This window comes from Tessaracoccus sp. O5.2 (assembly GCF_964266725.1).
Lineage (GTDB): Bacteria > Actinomycetota > Actinomycetes > Propionibacteriales > Propionibacteriaceae > Arachnia > Arachnia lapidicapta.
In genome coordinates, this window is the sequence record NZ_CAXWGV010000024.1 from 1 (window position 1) to 12,444 (window position 12,444).

Annotated in this window: 18 protein-coding genes; 13 read left to right on the forward strand and 5 right to left on the reverse strand. The window is 68.6% G+C overall.

The features are described from left to right. Positions 1-179: 179 nt before the first annotated feature. From ACFQPD_RS09610 to ACFQPD_RS09620, 3 genes are read left to right on the forward strand one after another with little or no spacing between them, the layout of a single operon-like run. Entirely contained in the window at positions 180-500 is a 321-nt protein-coding gene (locus ACFQPD_RS09610) for a nucleotidyltransferase family protein (protein ID WP_068751165.1), read from the forward strand. Then, positions 497-649 (forward strand): hypothetical protein, encoded by a 153-nt coding sequence (locus ACFQPD_RS09615; protein WP_385900387.1) that lies wholly within the window; start codon positions 497-499, stop codon positions 647-649. Before ACFQPD_RS09610 ends, ACFQPD_RS09615 begins: the two co-directional genes overlap by 4 nt. A gap of 27 nt (positions 650-676) precedes the next feature. After that, entirely contained in the window at positions 677-817 is a 141-nt protein-coding gene (locus ACFQPD_RS09620) for a DUF86 domain-containing protein (protein WP_385900389.1), read from the forward strand. 83 nt (positions 818-900) lie between these two features. Here the strand turns inward: ACFQPD_RS09620 and ACFQPD_RS09625 are convergent, their stop codons facing one another. After that, on the reverse strand, positions 901-1,203 hold the full coding sequence (locus tag ACFQPD_RS09625; protein WP_068751167.1) for a HigA family addiction module antitoxin: 303 nt from the start codon (positions 1,201-1,203) through the stop codon (positions 901-903). 13 nt (positions 1,204-1,216) lie between these two features. Further along, positions 1,217-1,348, reverse strand: coding sequence for a hypothetical protein (locus ACFQPD_RS09630; protein ID WP_385900391.1), 132 nt, complete (start codon positions 1,346-1,348; stop codon positions 1,217-1,219). 26 nt (positions 1,349-1,374) lie between these two features. On the opposite strand from ACFQPD_RS09630, the gene ACFQPD_RS09635 reads away from it, so the two are divergent. From ACFQPD_RS09635 to ACFQPD_RS09645, 3 genes are all read left to right on the forward strand, one after another. Then, on the forward strand, positions 1,375-1,647 hold the full coding sequence (locus ACFQPD_RS09635) for a helix-turn-helix domain-containing protein (RefSeq protein ID WP_385900409.1): 273 nt from the start codon (positions 1,375-1,377) through the stop codon (positions 1,645-1,647). A 57-nt stretch (positions 1,648-1,704) separates the two neighbouring features. Continuing rightward, positions 1,705-2,292 carry a hypothetical protein gene (locus ACFQPD_RS09640; protein WP_385900393.1) on the forward strand — a complete coding sequence of 196 codons (588 nt, stop codon included), beginning with the start codon at positions 1,705-1,707 and terminating at the stop codon, positions 2,290-2,292. A gap of 209 nt (positions 2,293-2,501) precedes the next feature. After that, positions 2,502-2,588 (forward strand): hypothetical protein, encoded by an 87-nt coding sequence (locus tag ACFQPD_RS09645; RefSeq protein ID WP_385900410.1) that lies wholly within the window; start codon positions 2,502-2,504, stop codon positions 2,586-2,588. On the opposite strand, the gene ACFQPD_RS09650 is transcribed toward ACFQPD_RS09645, so the two are convergent. Next, complete coding sequence (locus tag ACFQPD_RS09650; RefSeq protein WP_385900394.1) at positions 2,548-3,138, reverse strand: DUF1697 domain-containing protein; 591 nt, start codon at positions 3,136-3,138, stop codon at positions 2,548-2,550. The genes ACFQPD_RS09645 and ACFQPD_RS09650 overlap by 41 nt on opposite strands. A gap of 114 nt (positions 3,139-3,252) precedes the next feature. Here ACFQPD_RS09650 and ACFQPD_RS09655 point away from each other — a divergent pair, with 114 nt between their 5' ends. Next, a complete protein-coding gene (locus ACFQPD_RS09655) occupies positions 3,253-3,819 on the forward strand; it encodes an AAA family ATPase (protein ID WP_385900395.1) in 567 nt (188 codons plus the stop codon). A gap of 70 nt (positions 3,820-3,889) precedes the next feature. On the opposite strand, the gene ACFQPD_RS09660 is transcribed toward ACFQPD_RS09655, so the two are convergent. Next, positions 3,890-4,798 (reverse strand): NERD domain-containing protein, encoded by a 909-nt coding sequence (locus tag ACFQPD_RS09660; RefSeq protein ID WP_385900397.1) that lies wholly within the window; start codon positions 4,796-4,798, stop codon positions 3,890-3,892. Positions 4,799-5,085: 287 nt separating this feature from the next. Between ACFQPD_RS09660 and ACFQPD_RS09665 the strand changes: the two genes are divergently transcribed. Beyond that, positions 5,086-6,219, forward strand: coding sequence for an ankyrin repeat domain-containing protein (locus ACFQPD_RS09665; RefSeq protein ID WP_385900399.1), 1,134 nt, complete (start codon positions 5,086-5,088; stop codon positions 6,217-6,219). 471 nt (positions 6,220-6,690) lie between these two features. Here ACFQPD_RS09665 and ACFQPD_RS09670 read toward each other — a convergent pair whose 3' ends face one another. After that, positions 6,691-7,698: a hypothetical protein gene (locus ACFQPD_RS09670; RefSeq protein WP_385900400.1), complete on the reverse strand. Its 1,008-nt coding sequence runs from the start codon at positions 7,696-7,698 to the stop codon at positions 6,691-6,693. A gap of 209 nt (positions 7,699-7,907) precedes the next feature. Between ACFQPD_RS09670 and ACFQPD_RS09675 the strand changes: the two genes are divergently transcribed. The 5 genes from ACFQPD_RS09675 to ACFQPD_RS09695 all read left to right on the forward strand — a co-directional run bounded on the left by ACFQPD_RS09675 (position 7,908) and on the right by ACFQPD_RS09695 (position 12,245). Further along, complete coding sequence (locus tag ACFQPD_RS09675) at positions 7,908-8,558, forward strand: GNAT family N-acetyltransferase (RefSeq protein WP_385900402.1); 651 nt, start codon at positions 7,908-7,910, stop codon at positions 8,556-8,558. A gap of 250 nt (positions 8,559-8,808) precedes the next feature. Beyond that, positions 8,809-9,465, forward strand: a complete 657-nt coding sequence (locus ACFQPD_RS09680) for an LON peptidase substrate-binding domain-containing protein (RefSeq protein WP_385900404.1) — start codon at positions 8,809-8,811, stop codon at positions 9,463-9,465. A gap of 265 nt (positions 9,466-9,730) precedes the next feature. Further along, complete coding sequence (locus ACFQPD_RS09685; RefSeq protein ID WP_385900405.1) at positions 9,731-10,399, forward strand: DUF2461 domain-containing protein; 669 nt, start codon at positions 9,731-9,733, stop codon at positions 10,397-10,399. A gap of 74 nt (positions 10,400-10,473) precedes the next feature. Continuing rightward, positions 10,474-11,970, forward strand: a complete 1,497-nt coding sequence (locus tag ACFQPD_RS09690) for a DUF2397 domain-containing protein (protein WP_385900406.1) — start codon at positions 10,474-10,476, stop codon at positions 11,968-11,970. Beyond that, positions 11,967-12,245: a DUF2398 family protein gene (locus ACFQPD_RS09695; protein WP_385900408.1), complete on the forward strand. Its 279-nt coding sequence runs from the start codon at positions 11,967-11,969 to the stop codon at positions 12,243-12,245. The genes ACFQPD_RS09690 and ACFQPD_RS09695 overlap by 4 nt, the downstream gene beginning before the upstream one ends. Positions 12,246-12,444: the final 199 nt, after the last annotated feature.

A 12,444-nucleotide genomic window follows, 5' to 3' on the forward strand; every position in this document is an offset into this window, starting at 1 on the left:
CGGGAACCGGTGGGTGGGCATCCTCCACGGCTGCCTCAAAACCGGCCAGCTCTACGACGAAAACAAGGCCTGGAGCCACCAATCCAGCGCTGCCGCTTGACAAAACAAAACCTGGGATGTCTGCCGCTGTCGGGGCGATCGGCAGTGCCGAGCGGGTCGGTCGCGGGTACCCTCGGTGCATGAGCATCGTGACGGCCGAGAGCGCGTCGCTGCGTGCAGCGATCGTCGCGCATCGTGATGCCCTGGACGGCATCCTTCGTCGCTATCGGGCGGCCAACCCGAGACTGTTCGGCTCCGTGGCCCGTGGCGACGCCACTGGGGACAGTGACATCGATTTGCTTGTGGACTTGCTGCCCGGCGGGGGGAACGACCTGCTCCGCGTTTCCGGCGTCGCCGAAGAGTTGAGCCAGGTCCTTGGGGCGAGGGTCGACGTCGTGTCCGCGTCACTGCTGCGGGATAACGTGTCGTCCAGCGCTCTAGCCGACGCGGTGCCGTTGTGACCCGATCTGATCAGGAGCGGTTCGCCGACATTCTCCACGCCATTCAGCGTTGCCAGGATTACGAGCCCTACCTCCGGACCGACGAGTTCGCCTCTATGGCCTACGACGCGGTTCTGCGCAATCTGGCCGTGATCGGCGAGGCGGTCTGAGCCCTTCCGGTTGAGACGCGAGATGGGATGCCCGACATTCCTTGGGCTGCGATCGCGGGGCTACGGAACATCGTTGTTCACGAGTACTTCCGAGTGAATCCCGACCTGATTCTTGACCTCATTGATCACGAACTCGCCACGCTGGCCGCACGGCTGCGTGACATCTGATCCACCGGCAGCGACACCCGATGGCAGAAATGCCGACATCCGTGGAGGCCCCAGCGACGCGCGCTCATGCCGCTCCAACGAAGTCAGACGGCCTTGAGCGGCTCGATCCGGTCGAGGGTGTTGCCGAGGTGGTCCTTCTCGACCTCGAGGTCGAAGCGGGTCTGGAGGTTGAGCCAGAACCTGTCGGTGGTGCCGAAGTAGCGAGCCAGCCGCAGCGCTGTGTCGGCCGTGATGCGACGCTTGCCGTGCACGATCTCGTTGATCCGACGTGGGGGTACGCCGATCGCGACGGCGAGCCGGTTCTGGCTGATCTGCAGCGGCTCCAGGAACTCGTCCATCAGGATCTCGCCCGGGTGGATCGGTGGGATCGCTGTTGTTGATGTCATGGGTGGCACCTCCTCAGTGGATCTCGGCGGCATCCAGCATCACCAGCTTCCGCAGGGCGACCCGTTCGATTCGCGGGTCGATGCTCTTGACCCGTTGTCGTGACCAGAGCCGTTCGGTTGCCGGGTCCCTGAAGGATCTGATCACTCATCCACTATAACGCAACGCGTCATATCCGGCACGACCTCGCGGCCCACGCGCGCATGAGCCGCCGCAACTTCACGCGACGGTTCGCGGAGGCCACGGGGACCACTCCCGCGCGCTGGGTCCTGGCTCGCCGCCTCGACGAGGCCCGGCGCCTCCTGGAGACGACGGCCTGGCCCGTCACGCGCATCGCCGCCGCCTGTGGCTTCACCAGCGTCGTGACGTTCAGGCAGAACTTCACCGCCACCTACGCCACCACGCCCACCTCCTATCGCCAGCGATTCTCGGCTTCCTCGACGTGACGCTCTTCCGGCCGTGAGAACCATCTAGCATCGCAGCATCAGAAGGGATGAGGTGCGATGAGGGTGGTGGACCGGGCAGCCGCGCGCTTGGCGCGTGGGGTGCGGGGCTGGATGGTCCTGGTGGCATTGGTGTTGTTCGCGGTGTTCACCGCGACGGTGCTGCCCGCCCAGGCTGAGGCCGCGGCGTTCTACACGGTCCGCTACGGCGCACCGGACACATCCCTGTGGTACTCCCCGGACGGCTTGTACGCAGCGGCCGAGGCGTGGGGACGAGAGGGGCGAGCCGCCTACGTCGACGCGCGCGTCACGTTCGACGTCATCTGGCCGCTGGTGTACGGCGCGTTCCTGTTGACGGCGCTCACGTGGGTCTGGGCGCGAGGGACAGCTCCTGGGAGTCGGTGGCCAGGGGTGGCCCTGCTGCCTGTCGTCACGGTGGCGCTGGACTACGCCGAGAACATCTGCGCCGCGACGGTGATGGCACGGTATCCGGCTCGGACACCGGTGCTCGCGGAGTTGGCGCCGTTCTTCACCGCCGGCAAGTGGCTGGCCCTGGCGGCGAGCTTCATGCTGCTGGTGGTGGGCGTGATCGTCGCTCTCACAGCGCGGTGGGGCCGCCGCAGTCCGCGCCCGCGCAGCTCCGCGTGAGGCCGTCAGAACCCTGATGGGTGATCGGCTGAACTACTCGCCTGAGGAACTCGCGTCGATCGTGAACCTGAGTGCGTCGCATACCGCGTCGCTGTTCCGATCTGCCGTTGGCACGAGCATCACCGATTACGTCAAGCACCAGCGGTGCGCAAAGGCCCGTGAGCTTTTGATGACCCACCAATTACTCCGTCACGCAGATTGGTCGACTGGTGGGCTACAGCGACCCCCTCTACTTCTCGCGGCAGTTCACCAGCGTCAACGGGATCTCACCTCGGGCGTTCCGGGCCTCCCTCTGACCCCCTGCGTCGTGCGTTGGAGCTCGGCGACAGTTGTCAGCCGCGCGACGAGTCTCCGCATCGTGGGAATCCCGCGGCACGTGACCGGGACGTCGATCAGCCGAGTCAGTACCGGTCCGGCGGAGATTCCCGCGCCGGTGGCGCTGGTGACTGCGTGGTCGCGGGTGAGGGCGTGCACGACGAGCGCGCCGGTAGCAGCAGGTTCGACGTGCGGCAGGACGAGGTCCGAGAGGCTGGGGGCGTCGAAGAGGACGAACTCCCCGGCGGTTAGGCCGGGGTCAATGTGTCCCACGGTGTCGACGAGCCAGGCGGCGGAGCGGACCACGACAAGGTCGGCGTAGCCGGTGACTGCGGTCAGGCGGGTCACGACGGACTCCGCGAGTGTTGCTGGGTCGTCGCCGGTGAAGATCACGGTGCCGTTGGTCTGGAAGTTCACGGCGCTCGTCGCGCCCGCGGCCGCGAAGGCATCCAGGAGTTCGGCGCTGCGCGGTGACCGGCTCCGCGCCTGGCCGAGGTTCATGTTCCGGAAGAACGCCACCTGGATGTCCACCTACCCGATCATTCCATGCGGACCCCGTCGAACATCCGTCATGGCCGCTGACAGCGGATGTGGAGGCAGCTATCGCGCGCTGTGGGAGCCGGGTCGTGTGCCAAGCTTTGCGGCGTGCCCGTGCTCACCTCCAATCAGTCACTTGAGGCGTGTCCGCGCCGCGTGCTGGTGGCGGGGACCTCCGGGTCAGGAAAGACGACCTTGGCGTCTCGAATCGCACGTCAGCTGGGCATTCCTCACGTCGAGATCGACGCTCTTTATCACGGTCCGAACTGGACTCCTCGGGAGTCGTTCCTGGCGGATGTGTCTGCGCTCGTGGCGGAGGACGAGTGGGTGACCGAATGGCAGTACAGCAGTGCCCGCGCCGCCCTGGCGGCCCGAGCCGATCTGGTGGTCTGGCTCGACTTGCCGGTCGCCACGGTGATGCGTCAGGTCACGGTCAGGACAGTGCGCCGACAGTTGCGGCGCGAGGTGCTCTGGAACGGCAATCGCGAACCGTCGCTATGGACGGTGTTCACCGAGCCGAACCACATCGTGCGCTGGGCCTGGAGGACCCGTCACCGGACAACGGAGCGAATCGACGCTCTGGTGAGGGCGCGCCCCGAACTGGCCGTTGTCCGGCTGCGGTCGCACCGGCAAGCGCGCGCATGGCTCGCGGGGCCCCTCGCGGCGTCGAGCTGAACCAGCGGCGTACCGCCTCCAAGCACCTTGAGGTAAACGTCGGCTGCTCTAACGCGTACCGATGCTCGAGTCACCCGCGAGCTCGGGGAAAGGCTTCGTGGAGCCGCCACTGCAAGTCGGCGATCTGGGACTCATTCAAGGGCCCGCGCTCGGTCAACATCGCCTTGAGCTTCTTGGGCCACACCACCGCCACGTCGTTGATGGCGAACGAGCCTCCGATGAGCGGCCAGTCTGCGTCAATGAAACACAGCACGCCGCGCACCGGCACCTCGGGACGATCAGCCAGCGCCGTCCGGATCAGGGCGACCTGCTTCTGCATCCCAGCCACCAAGGCGGTCCGATCGCGACCCCCGACCGTCAGCGACTCGACGCGAGGCCGGATGAGGCCGCCCTCGACCCGAAGCGCTGGCCGCGAGTTGCGGTATCGCTTGGCGTCCACCACAACCACGCCGGTGGGGCAGACCACCACGTGGTCGATGTTGGCCCGAGTGCGCGGGATGCGCCGGTCATGCAGAACGCGCAGCGAGTCGCCCGCCATGGACGCCAGCATCTCGCTGAGCACCCGTTCGCCCTCCGCGCCGACGGACCAGGCACGGGTGGACTGTGGATCATCGAACACTGCAAGCAGGAAACGGCCCAGTCGGGGGTGGTTGGTCAGGACACGCTCGCGGCGAGCATCGTGGCGCCGTAGGTACTCCGCCGCCGCCGACGCGCCCCCATATCCGTCGACCACTCCCAGGGCCGGGTGACCCTCTGCGTCGGTCTGGCGCGCTCGGCCGAGGACGCTGTCCGTGGAGGCTGAGTCGGCACTGGTATCAGGGGCGGCCGGCCCCGGTTGGTCCGTCGGAGCCTGCGCGCACGGCATGCAGGTCACGGTTCTGCTGGTGCGGTGGTAGTCCGCGGTAACGCCGGCGCTCAGGGCGGCGCCGCAGGTCGCGCAGCGGCCCGCGTAGCGAAGCCTCATCCGCTTCACGGCCACGACAGAAGCTGATTCCCCCTCCATGGCGACTCAACGTAGCGGTCATCTGGGTTAACGTGACTGCCTGGTTCGGAGAGCGTAGGGGGTGAAAACCGATGTGTTGCATCCGCACAGCGGTCGCCGCCATCCCTCTCGCGCTGATCCTCAGCGCTTGCGGCCCTGGCGAAGCGAGCGCTCCGCCGAGTACGGTCCCCCCAGACCGGGCTAGCAGCAGCCGGACCCCCGAAGCGACACCCAGCGCCGCCCCGAGCTCTGCTGCTAGCGCAGACCCCAGGAAGGACCCACCCGTGCCCGACCCCTCTGTCGACGCCCAGGAGCAGGCCACCCTCGACCAGCAGCTCCGGGACGCAGCCTGGGCCAATGACGTCGAGCTCGCCCGGCGACTCGTTGAGGCGGGCGCCGACGTGAACGCCAAGGACGAGACCGAGCAGTCCGCCTACCTCATCGCGACCAGCGAGGGGTACCTCGACCTGCTGCGTCTGACGCTCGCCAACGGGGCGCTGGTCGACGACAAGGACAGCTGGAACGGCACCGGTCTCATCCGCGCGGCCGAACGCGGGCACGGCTTGGTCGTCGGGGAGCTGTTGCAGGCGGGGATCGACCGCGACCACGTCAACCGGATCGGCTACCAGGCCATCCACGAGGCCGTCTGGCTGGGCAAGGACATCCCGGCCTACGCCACCACCGTCAGGGTGCTCGCGGCGGGCGGCGTCCAGCTGGACCTTGCGTCGCCGGCGGCTGGGTTGACGCCGGTGGAGATGGCAGTTGAACGGGGTTTCGCGGGGCTGGAGTGGATCCTGCGGACCGTGACGACCGCCGATCGTCCGGCCGACCCGGACGCCTCGTTGCTCCGCGCGGCCGAGGCGGGCGACGCCGACGGTGTCGCCGTCGCGCTGCGGGCCGGCGCCGACATCGAGGCGCGCGACGACCGCGACCGCACGGCGCTGCTGCTGTCCGCGACGTTTGATCATGTGCCGGTCGCGGAGGTCCCCGTCGCGATGGGCGCCGATCCCGACGCGCTCGACGACCGGCACGACACGCCCTGGCTGGTCACGGGCGTGACCGGCAGCGTGGCGATGCTCGAGGCGCTCCTTCCCGCGAACCCCGACCTGACCATCCGCAACCGCTTCGGTGGACTGTCGCCGATCCCCGCCAGCGAGCGCGGGCACGTCGAGTACGTGCGTCGCGTGGTCAAGACCAACGTGGACATCAACCATGTCAACAACCTCGGCTGGACCGCGATGCTCGAGGCGGTCATCCTCGGCGACGGGGGACCCCGGCACCAGGAGATCGTGCAGATCCTGCTCGACGCCGGCGCTGACCCCACCATCGCCGACTGCGACGGCGTGACGTCGCTGCAGCACGCTGAGGCACTCGGTCATGACCGCCTCGCCGCCATCCTGCGCGGCGGGTCGCGTTGATTCGGCTCGACGAAGCGAACGTTCGGGCGGGAGCGGCTGCAAGTTTCTCGCTGTGGGACTTCTTGCGTGCATATGCACAGCAAGAGCTCCACAGCGAGAAAGATGCAGGCTGAATCCCCTCATGGGGTCGCGCCCGGCGAGGGTGATCAGCGTGAGCGTTGGTGTGGCGGCGCAGACGGCTGAGGGCGAGGCGGGTACCTTGACCGATCCAGTGGAGTGCACGCCGGTCACGTAGCGGATGCCCATGGCGGGGCGCACTAGGCGACGGCCTCACTGCCGGGCTTCACCGCCCGCACGAAGGCGCCACTCATCACCCTGCCCGTCAGCCGTTCGCCGTCAATCCCGGTGAAGCCGGCCGACGGCACCAGCTCTTCGAGTCCCGCCTGAGTCAGGTCCCGCTGGCCCTTCTGGTGGGTCTTGAACCCCCACCGGCGAACCGCACGTGAGGTCGCGCGCCGAGAGACGAGCCGATCAGTGGTCGTCGTCGCCTCCCGAGCCGGGTCGCATGATGATCGTCTCCGTGTACGCCATGGCCGGGCACTCAGCGGTCCCGCTGCGGCCGTCGTCGATCGACACCGCGATGGAGCTCATGTAGGTCGTCCTGGCCGACCGGATCGTGATGCCGTCGAACGTCTCGGTCTCGAGCTCCCGGGTGCTGGTCCTGGCCAGGTCGACGGAGATCGTCACCTCGCCGATCGCCTCCTCGGTGATCAGGTCGATCAGCTCCGCCGTCGCCTCACCGGAGCCGCCCCGCAGCGAGATGGTGCCGCTGGCCTTCTGCGGGTTGACGCCGTCGTCGATGATGACCTCGAAGATCGGGTCGCGCCCGGATCCGCTCAGCCGCACCTCGCCGAACTCCAGGCCTGCGAGCTGGCAGATCTCGGAATGGAATCCGCTGTCGCGGTAGACGACCGCCTCGGGGTTGGTGGTCCGGACGTCGAAGGCCAGGTCCTGGGAGGTGCAGTCGTCCGCACCGACCTGCACGTCGTAGCCGGGCACGGTGACCGACGTCACCGCCACCTCGTAGTCCGTGGTGGTCACGGTGCCCTTCTCCTCCCAGCTGTTGCCGGATCGACCCCGCACCTCCTCCAGCACCGGATCACCGACGACGCTGCGGATGCCCTTGACGGTCGCGGTGCCGACCGGCTGTCCCGACGCGACGCTGATCAGATCCACCTCGGCCGAGAACGACCCGTCCGCGCCGAACTCGGCGGTGCCGCTCGTGCTCTCCAGGACCGTGTCGTAGTCCAGGGTCTCCACGAACATGAACGATCCGGACTCGCCCGTCGACGACGACGCCGACGCCCCGAAGAACACGAGGTCCGTCTCGGCTGTCTCGAAGACGCACGAGACGTCGTTGATGGTGTTGACGATATGTTCACTCCGGGCCGCGGAGGCCGGGGGAGCCGCCGCGAACGCCGCCAGAAGCCCGGCGCTCACCAGGGCCACGGCCAGTCGCCGGGCAGAAGTGGTTGTCATGGATCCCTCCTTGGGGTGAATGAGCCACAGGTCAAGCAGCCCTTGATCCATGGAGAACTGGTCCGGACAAAGTTGTGCTCAGCGCTCGCGCCTCCCACGGGATTCCGGCCCCAGATGCGGGCATTTTGCGACGCCATCGCCCGAACTGGGGTCCTCGCCGGACGGCGCAGCGCGTCGCGCGTGCACGCGGTGTGGGCCACACTGGGCGCATGTCTCGTGTCCCGCTGGAGCAGATCTGGCCGCCGTTCGGACTCCGCATCACCGCTGGCGACCTCCAGTTGACGGCGATCCGCGAGGGCGACCTGCCCGACCTCGTCGGACTCGTGCTGGATGGCATCCATGACCCGGCTCACATGCCGTTTTCGTTCCCGTGGACCGACGCGCCCGCAGACGAGCTTCCCGCCAACTACATGCGCTACTTCGGGCGCATGATCGCGGCCCAGACACCTGAGACCACCAACCTCGAGCTGGTGGTCCGGCGCGGGGACGAGGTCGTCGGGATCCAGGCGTTGGAGGGAAACGACTTTCCCGTGACCCGCACCCTCCAGACCGGGTCGTGGCTCGCCCGTCGCTTCCACGGCCACGGCATCGGCACCCGCATGCGGCAGGCGGTGTGCGCGTTCGCGTTCGACCACCTCGGCGCCGAGCGCATCACATCGTCGGCCTTCCTCGACAACCCGGCATCCCTGGCGGTGAGCCGCAAGGTGGGCTATCAGCCCAGCGGGCGGCAGTGGGTGTCGCGGCGTGGGCAGCCGGCGGAGCAGCAGCGGTTGCTCCTGACGCCGGATACGTTCGTGCGCGGAGACGAGATTCTGGTCGACGGCGCGGCTGAACTCCGGCGGTTCCTGGGCCTCGCCTGATGGGTGGCCAGCTGTTCCGGAGCATTCACAGCCACCCCCGTCGGCCGACGCGCTCAGAAGTTCCGTTCGATGCAGGCCCGAGGCGCCTGTCTTGGGGCTTCCCGCCTGCTCTGGAGGGCAGGCGTCACGAGGGAGGGCAGGCGCCCGGGCGACGCCTGCACGGGAGGACAGGCGTCGGGACCCAAGGCAGGCGCCCCCCGGCACAGCGGGTCTCTCGCTTCTCGCGGCGTCGTCGGGCAGGATCGCTGACATGACCGGCGCCACGCGCGAGCTCGCGATGTTCCCCCTCGGTTCCGTGTTGGTGCCCGGAATGCCATTGCAGCTGCAGGTGTTCGAGCCTCGCTATGTGGCGATGCTCTCGTCGTTGCTCGCCGGGACCGAGCGCGAGTTCGGGGTGGTGTTGATCGAGCGAGGCTCCGAGGTCGGGGGAGGAGACGTGCGGTTCGGCGTCGGCACGGTGGCGCGCATCGTGTCGGTCGAGGTGGGCGACGGGTCCATCCACCTGTTGGCGAAGGGCACCACCCGATTCGAGGTCGTTCGGTGGCTCGAGGACGACCCCTTCCCTCGGGCCGAGGTGCGCGATCTCGCGTCCCTGGTGGTCGACGAGTCCACCCCGTCGAGCCTCGCCGAGGCTGAGGCGGTGGTGCGGGCAACTCTCGCCAGGAGCAGCGAGTTCGTGGAACTGCCGTGGCCGGCGGACGTGGAACTGTCGGGGGACCTGGACGAGCGCATCTGGCAGGTGGCGGGCATCGCGCCGCTCAGCTCGATCGACCACTATGCCCTGCTGTGTTCGACGACCGCCGCAGAGCTGTTGGCCCGGCTGATCGACGACACGCAGGGGGCAGAGATGGTCCTCACCGCCGGATGGGGATTGGAGCCGGGGGACGACGACAGAGTGGACCCGTGAAGCGCTTGCCTCGCGGCAGACTCCGGCTCGCGGTGAGCGGTCCGCTACCGGTGGACGACGTGTGGGCGCGGTACACCCAACCAGAGTGGTGGCCGCGGTGGGCTCCCCATCTCCGCGAGGTCGACTACAGGCACCCGCACGGCGCCTGGCCACTCGTGATCGGCTACGCACCGGTTGCCCGGTACTCGCTAGGGCGGCTCGTCTCGCCTCCGTAGAGCGAACGCCACCGGCCACGCCGTCGGTCGACGGCCCTAGTCTGGGCGGCATGAGTGCGTTCGAGGGGATCCCGTTCGAGGCAATGGACTTCTACGAGGACCTGGAGGTCAACAACTCCCGCGACTGGTGGGCCGCGAACCGCGACCGCTACGACACCGTCGTGCGCGCCCCGATGGAGGCGCTCGCCGTCGCGCTGGAGGCAGAGTTCGGGGCCACCAAGGTGTTCCGTCCGAACCGCGACGTGCGCTTCTCGGCAGACAAGTCCCCGTACAAGACGCACCAGGGCGTCGTCGTCTCGACGGCGTCACGCATGGGCTGGTACGTGCAGATCAGCGCGGAGGGCCTGATGACGGCGGCGGGCTGGTACGCCGCGACCGCCGAGCAGGTCGCCCGCTATCGGGCCGCCGCCGGCGACGAGGAGACCGGGGCGCAGCTGCTGCGCATCGTGGACGAACTGCGGCGCGACGGATACTCCATCGACGGCGACCGGCTCAAGACCAGGCCGCGTGGCGTCGACCCGGATCATCCGTTCCTGGACCTACTGCGGCACCGGACGCTGACCGCCGGATGTCAGTACGGCGCTCCGGACTGGCTGCCTACGGGTGAGGTGATCGATCGCGTGGCCGCGGACTGGCGGGCCTACCGGTCGCTGATGGAATGGCTGGACCAGCACGTCGGCGACCTGCGCCGTGGAATCACCACGGGAGCGCCGCGGTGAAGAGGGCACGGTTCCGGTGGGGCCTGGGTGCACTGACACGCCGAGCCCCTAGGGTGATGGTTCGGAGGTGAGACATGGCGGAGGAGACGCCCAGCGCCTGGGCATTGGTGCCTCTGCCCGGCCAGTCCACCGCGGCCTCCTACCTGACCGGACCCCTGGCCAAGCAGTATCGCCTCATCGTCGACATACTCGACGACGAACGCCACGTTTCCCTCACTGGCGTTGGCTTCGACGAGTTGACCTCGCTGATCAGACGCAGGCTGCCCGAGGATCGAGCCGGCGAACTCCTGTCGGAACTCGCCCTGGACGCGCGGATGCGACAACTCGTCGAGTGGGGGACGTGCGAGGCGTGGCAGGACCACGCCGAGACGCAGCAGGACTTCCTCCGCAACCGTCACCGTTATCAACTAACGGAGGCGGGATCGGCGTTCAACGCTGCAGTGCGGCGACTGGAGGCCGAGCACGGTCCGTCGTCGACGGCGGTCCTGCTGGCACCCGCTTCGCTGACCGAGCGCCTTCACGCCACCCTCGCAGCCATCACCGACCGCGACCCCGAGGCCGCGAGCAGGGAGTTCGCCCAGGCACAAACCACCCTGGACGCCATGGGTACGGCGGCCGCGGAGTGGCAGTCTCGCCTGGCGGCTGCGCTCGGCGGGTCGCCGACGGAGCAGAAGATCCAGCGGCTGCTCCAGACGATTCTCGAGTACGTCGAGGCGTGGGGGTCGGGGGTCGACGCGTGGAGCGATTCCATCATCGAGGTGCTGCCCCGCCTGGCCGCGATACCCGACGACTCCTGGCGGGCCATGGCGCTGGCGCGGCTCGGGGCGGACGCCAGCGATGAGTCGCTTGCTTCCACGGTGGTCGAGATGCGCACGGCCGTGACGACGCTCGGCACATGGTTCGCCGGCGCTGAGCCACAGGCCAAGCGGCTGCGCAGGCGGATCCGCGATGCGGTCGCCCCCGTCCTGCGCAGCCACCGCACTCTGCTGGCCGTGGGCGGGACGGTGTCGCGGAAGGCCGACCTGCTGCGGCTCGCCGCCGCGCTGGAGGAGGCGCCGGACGAGGACGCGGCATGGCACCTGTGGTGTATCTCGACGGGGCTCTTCCCCGCGCGCCACTTCACGACCACCACGCCCGAGGTCTCCAACGGGCCACGTGTCTCAGTCTGGGAGGCCCCCCCGGCGATCATCTCGCGTCGACTGCGCGCCCAGGCGGCGCGCTCGCTCGCGGGCCGCCCGGCGCAGATCGTCGACAACGCGGCCGCGCGCGTCGAGGCCCGGCGCCTGGCCCTGCGCGAACAGGCCGACCTCGAGCGTGCAGCCGCGTCGCTCACGGCGCGGTCCGGGACGCAGCTCAGTGATTGGGAGAGTCTCACTCCCCCCGAGGCGACGCTGTTGCTCGACCTCGTGTCCGTGGCCCGCAACCACCGCAGCCCCGACGGGACGAGTCAGGGGGTCAGCGCGGACGGGCGCTGGCGGCTCGTGCTGCGCCCGCTTCCTGGGTCCGCGGTCCTCAACACCCCGGAGGGCCGACTTGTGCTCCCGGATGCGGTCGTGGAGTTCGGGACATGACCGAGTCGATGCTTCGTGTCGATGTCGCCGACAAGCAGAGGGCCTTCGTCGGGTTGCTGGCAGTTCAAGCGGTCACTCCGTGGTCGGATCCGGCCCTGTACGCGCTCGTCCACCGCTACGTCCAGGACGTCGCCAGGTGGGGCTCGCGGTTGGGCTATCGGCTCGCCCACATCGATCAGTGCTACCGACTGCGGCGTGTTCCGATCGGCGGCTCGGTGGCGCACCCGGTGGGAGAGTCGCCGTCGAGGCTCGAGCTTCTGCTAAGGAAGTGCTGATGAATGGCGCTACTGGGCTGGAGATCGGCTGAGTCTGGTCTGTGAGGCTTCGGTCGCCCCGGAGTGGTTCCTTCTGGCCTTCGGCCCCTCGTGCTTGGGGGCTTCGGGCCGGTTCCGGGCAGGCTTCCGCCAGGGCTACCCGGTCGCGACCGCGGTCTTGAGTCTGGTCTCGATCGTGGTCGCGCGGGCCAGCATCAGC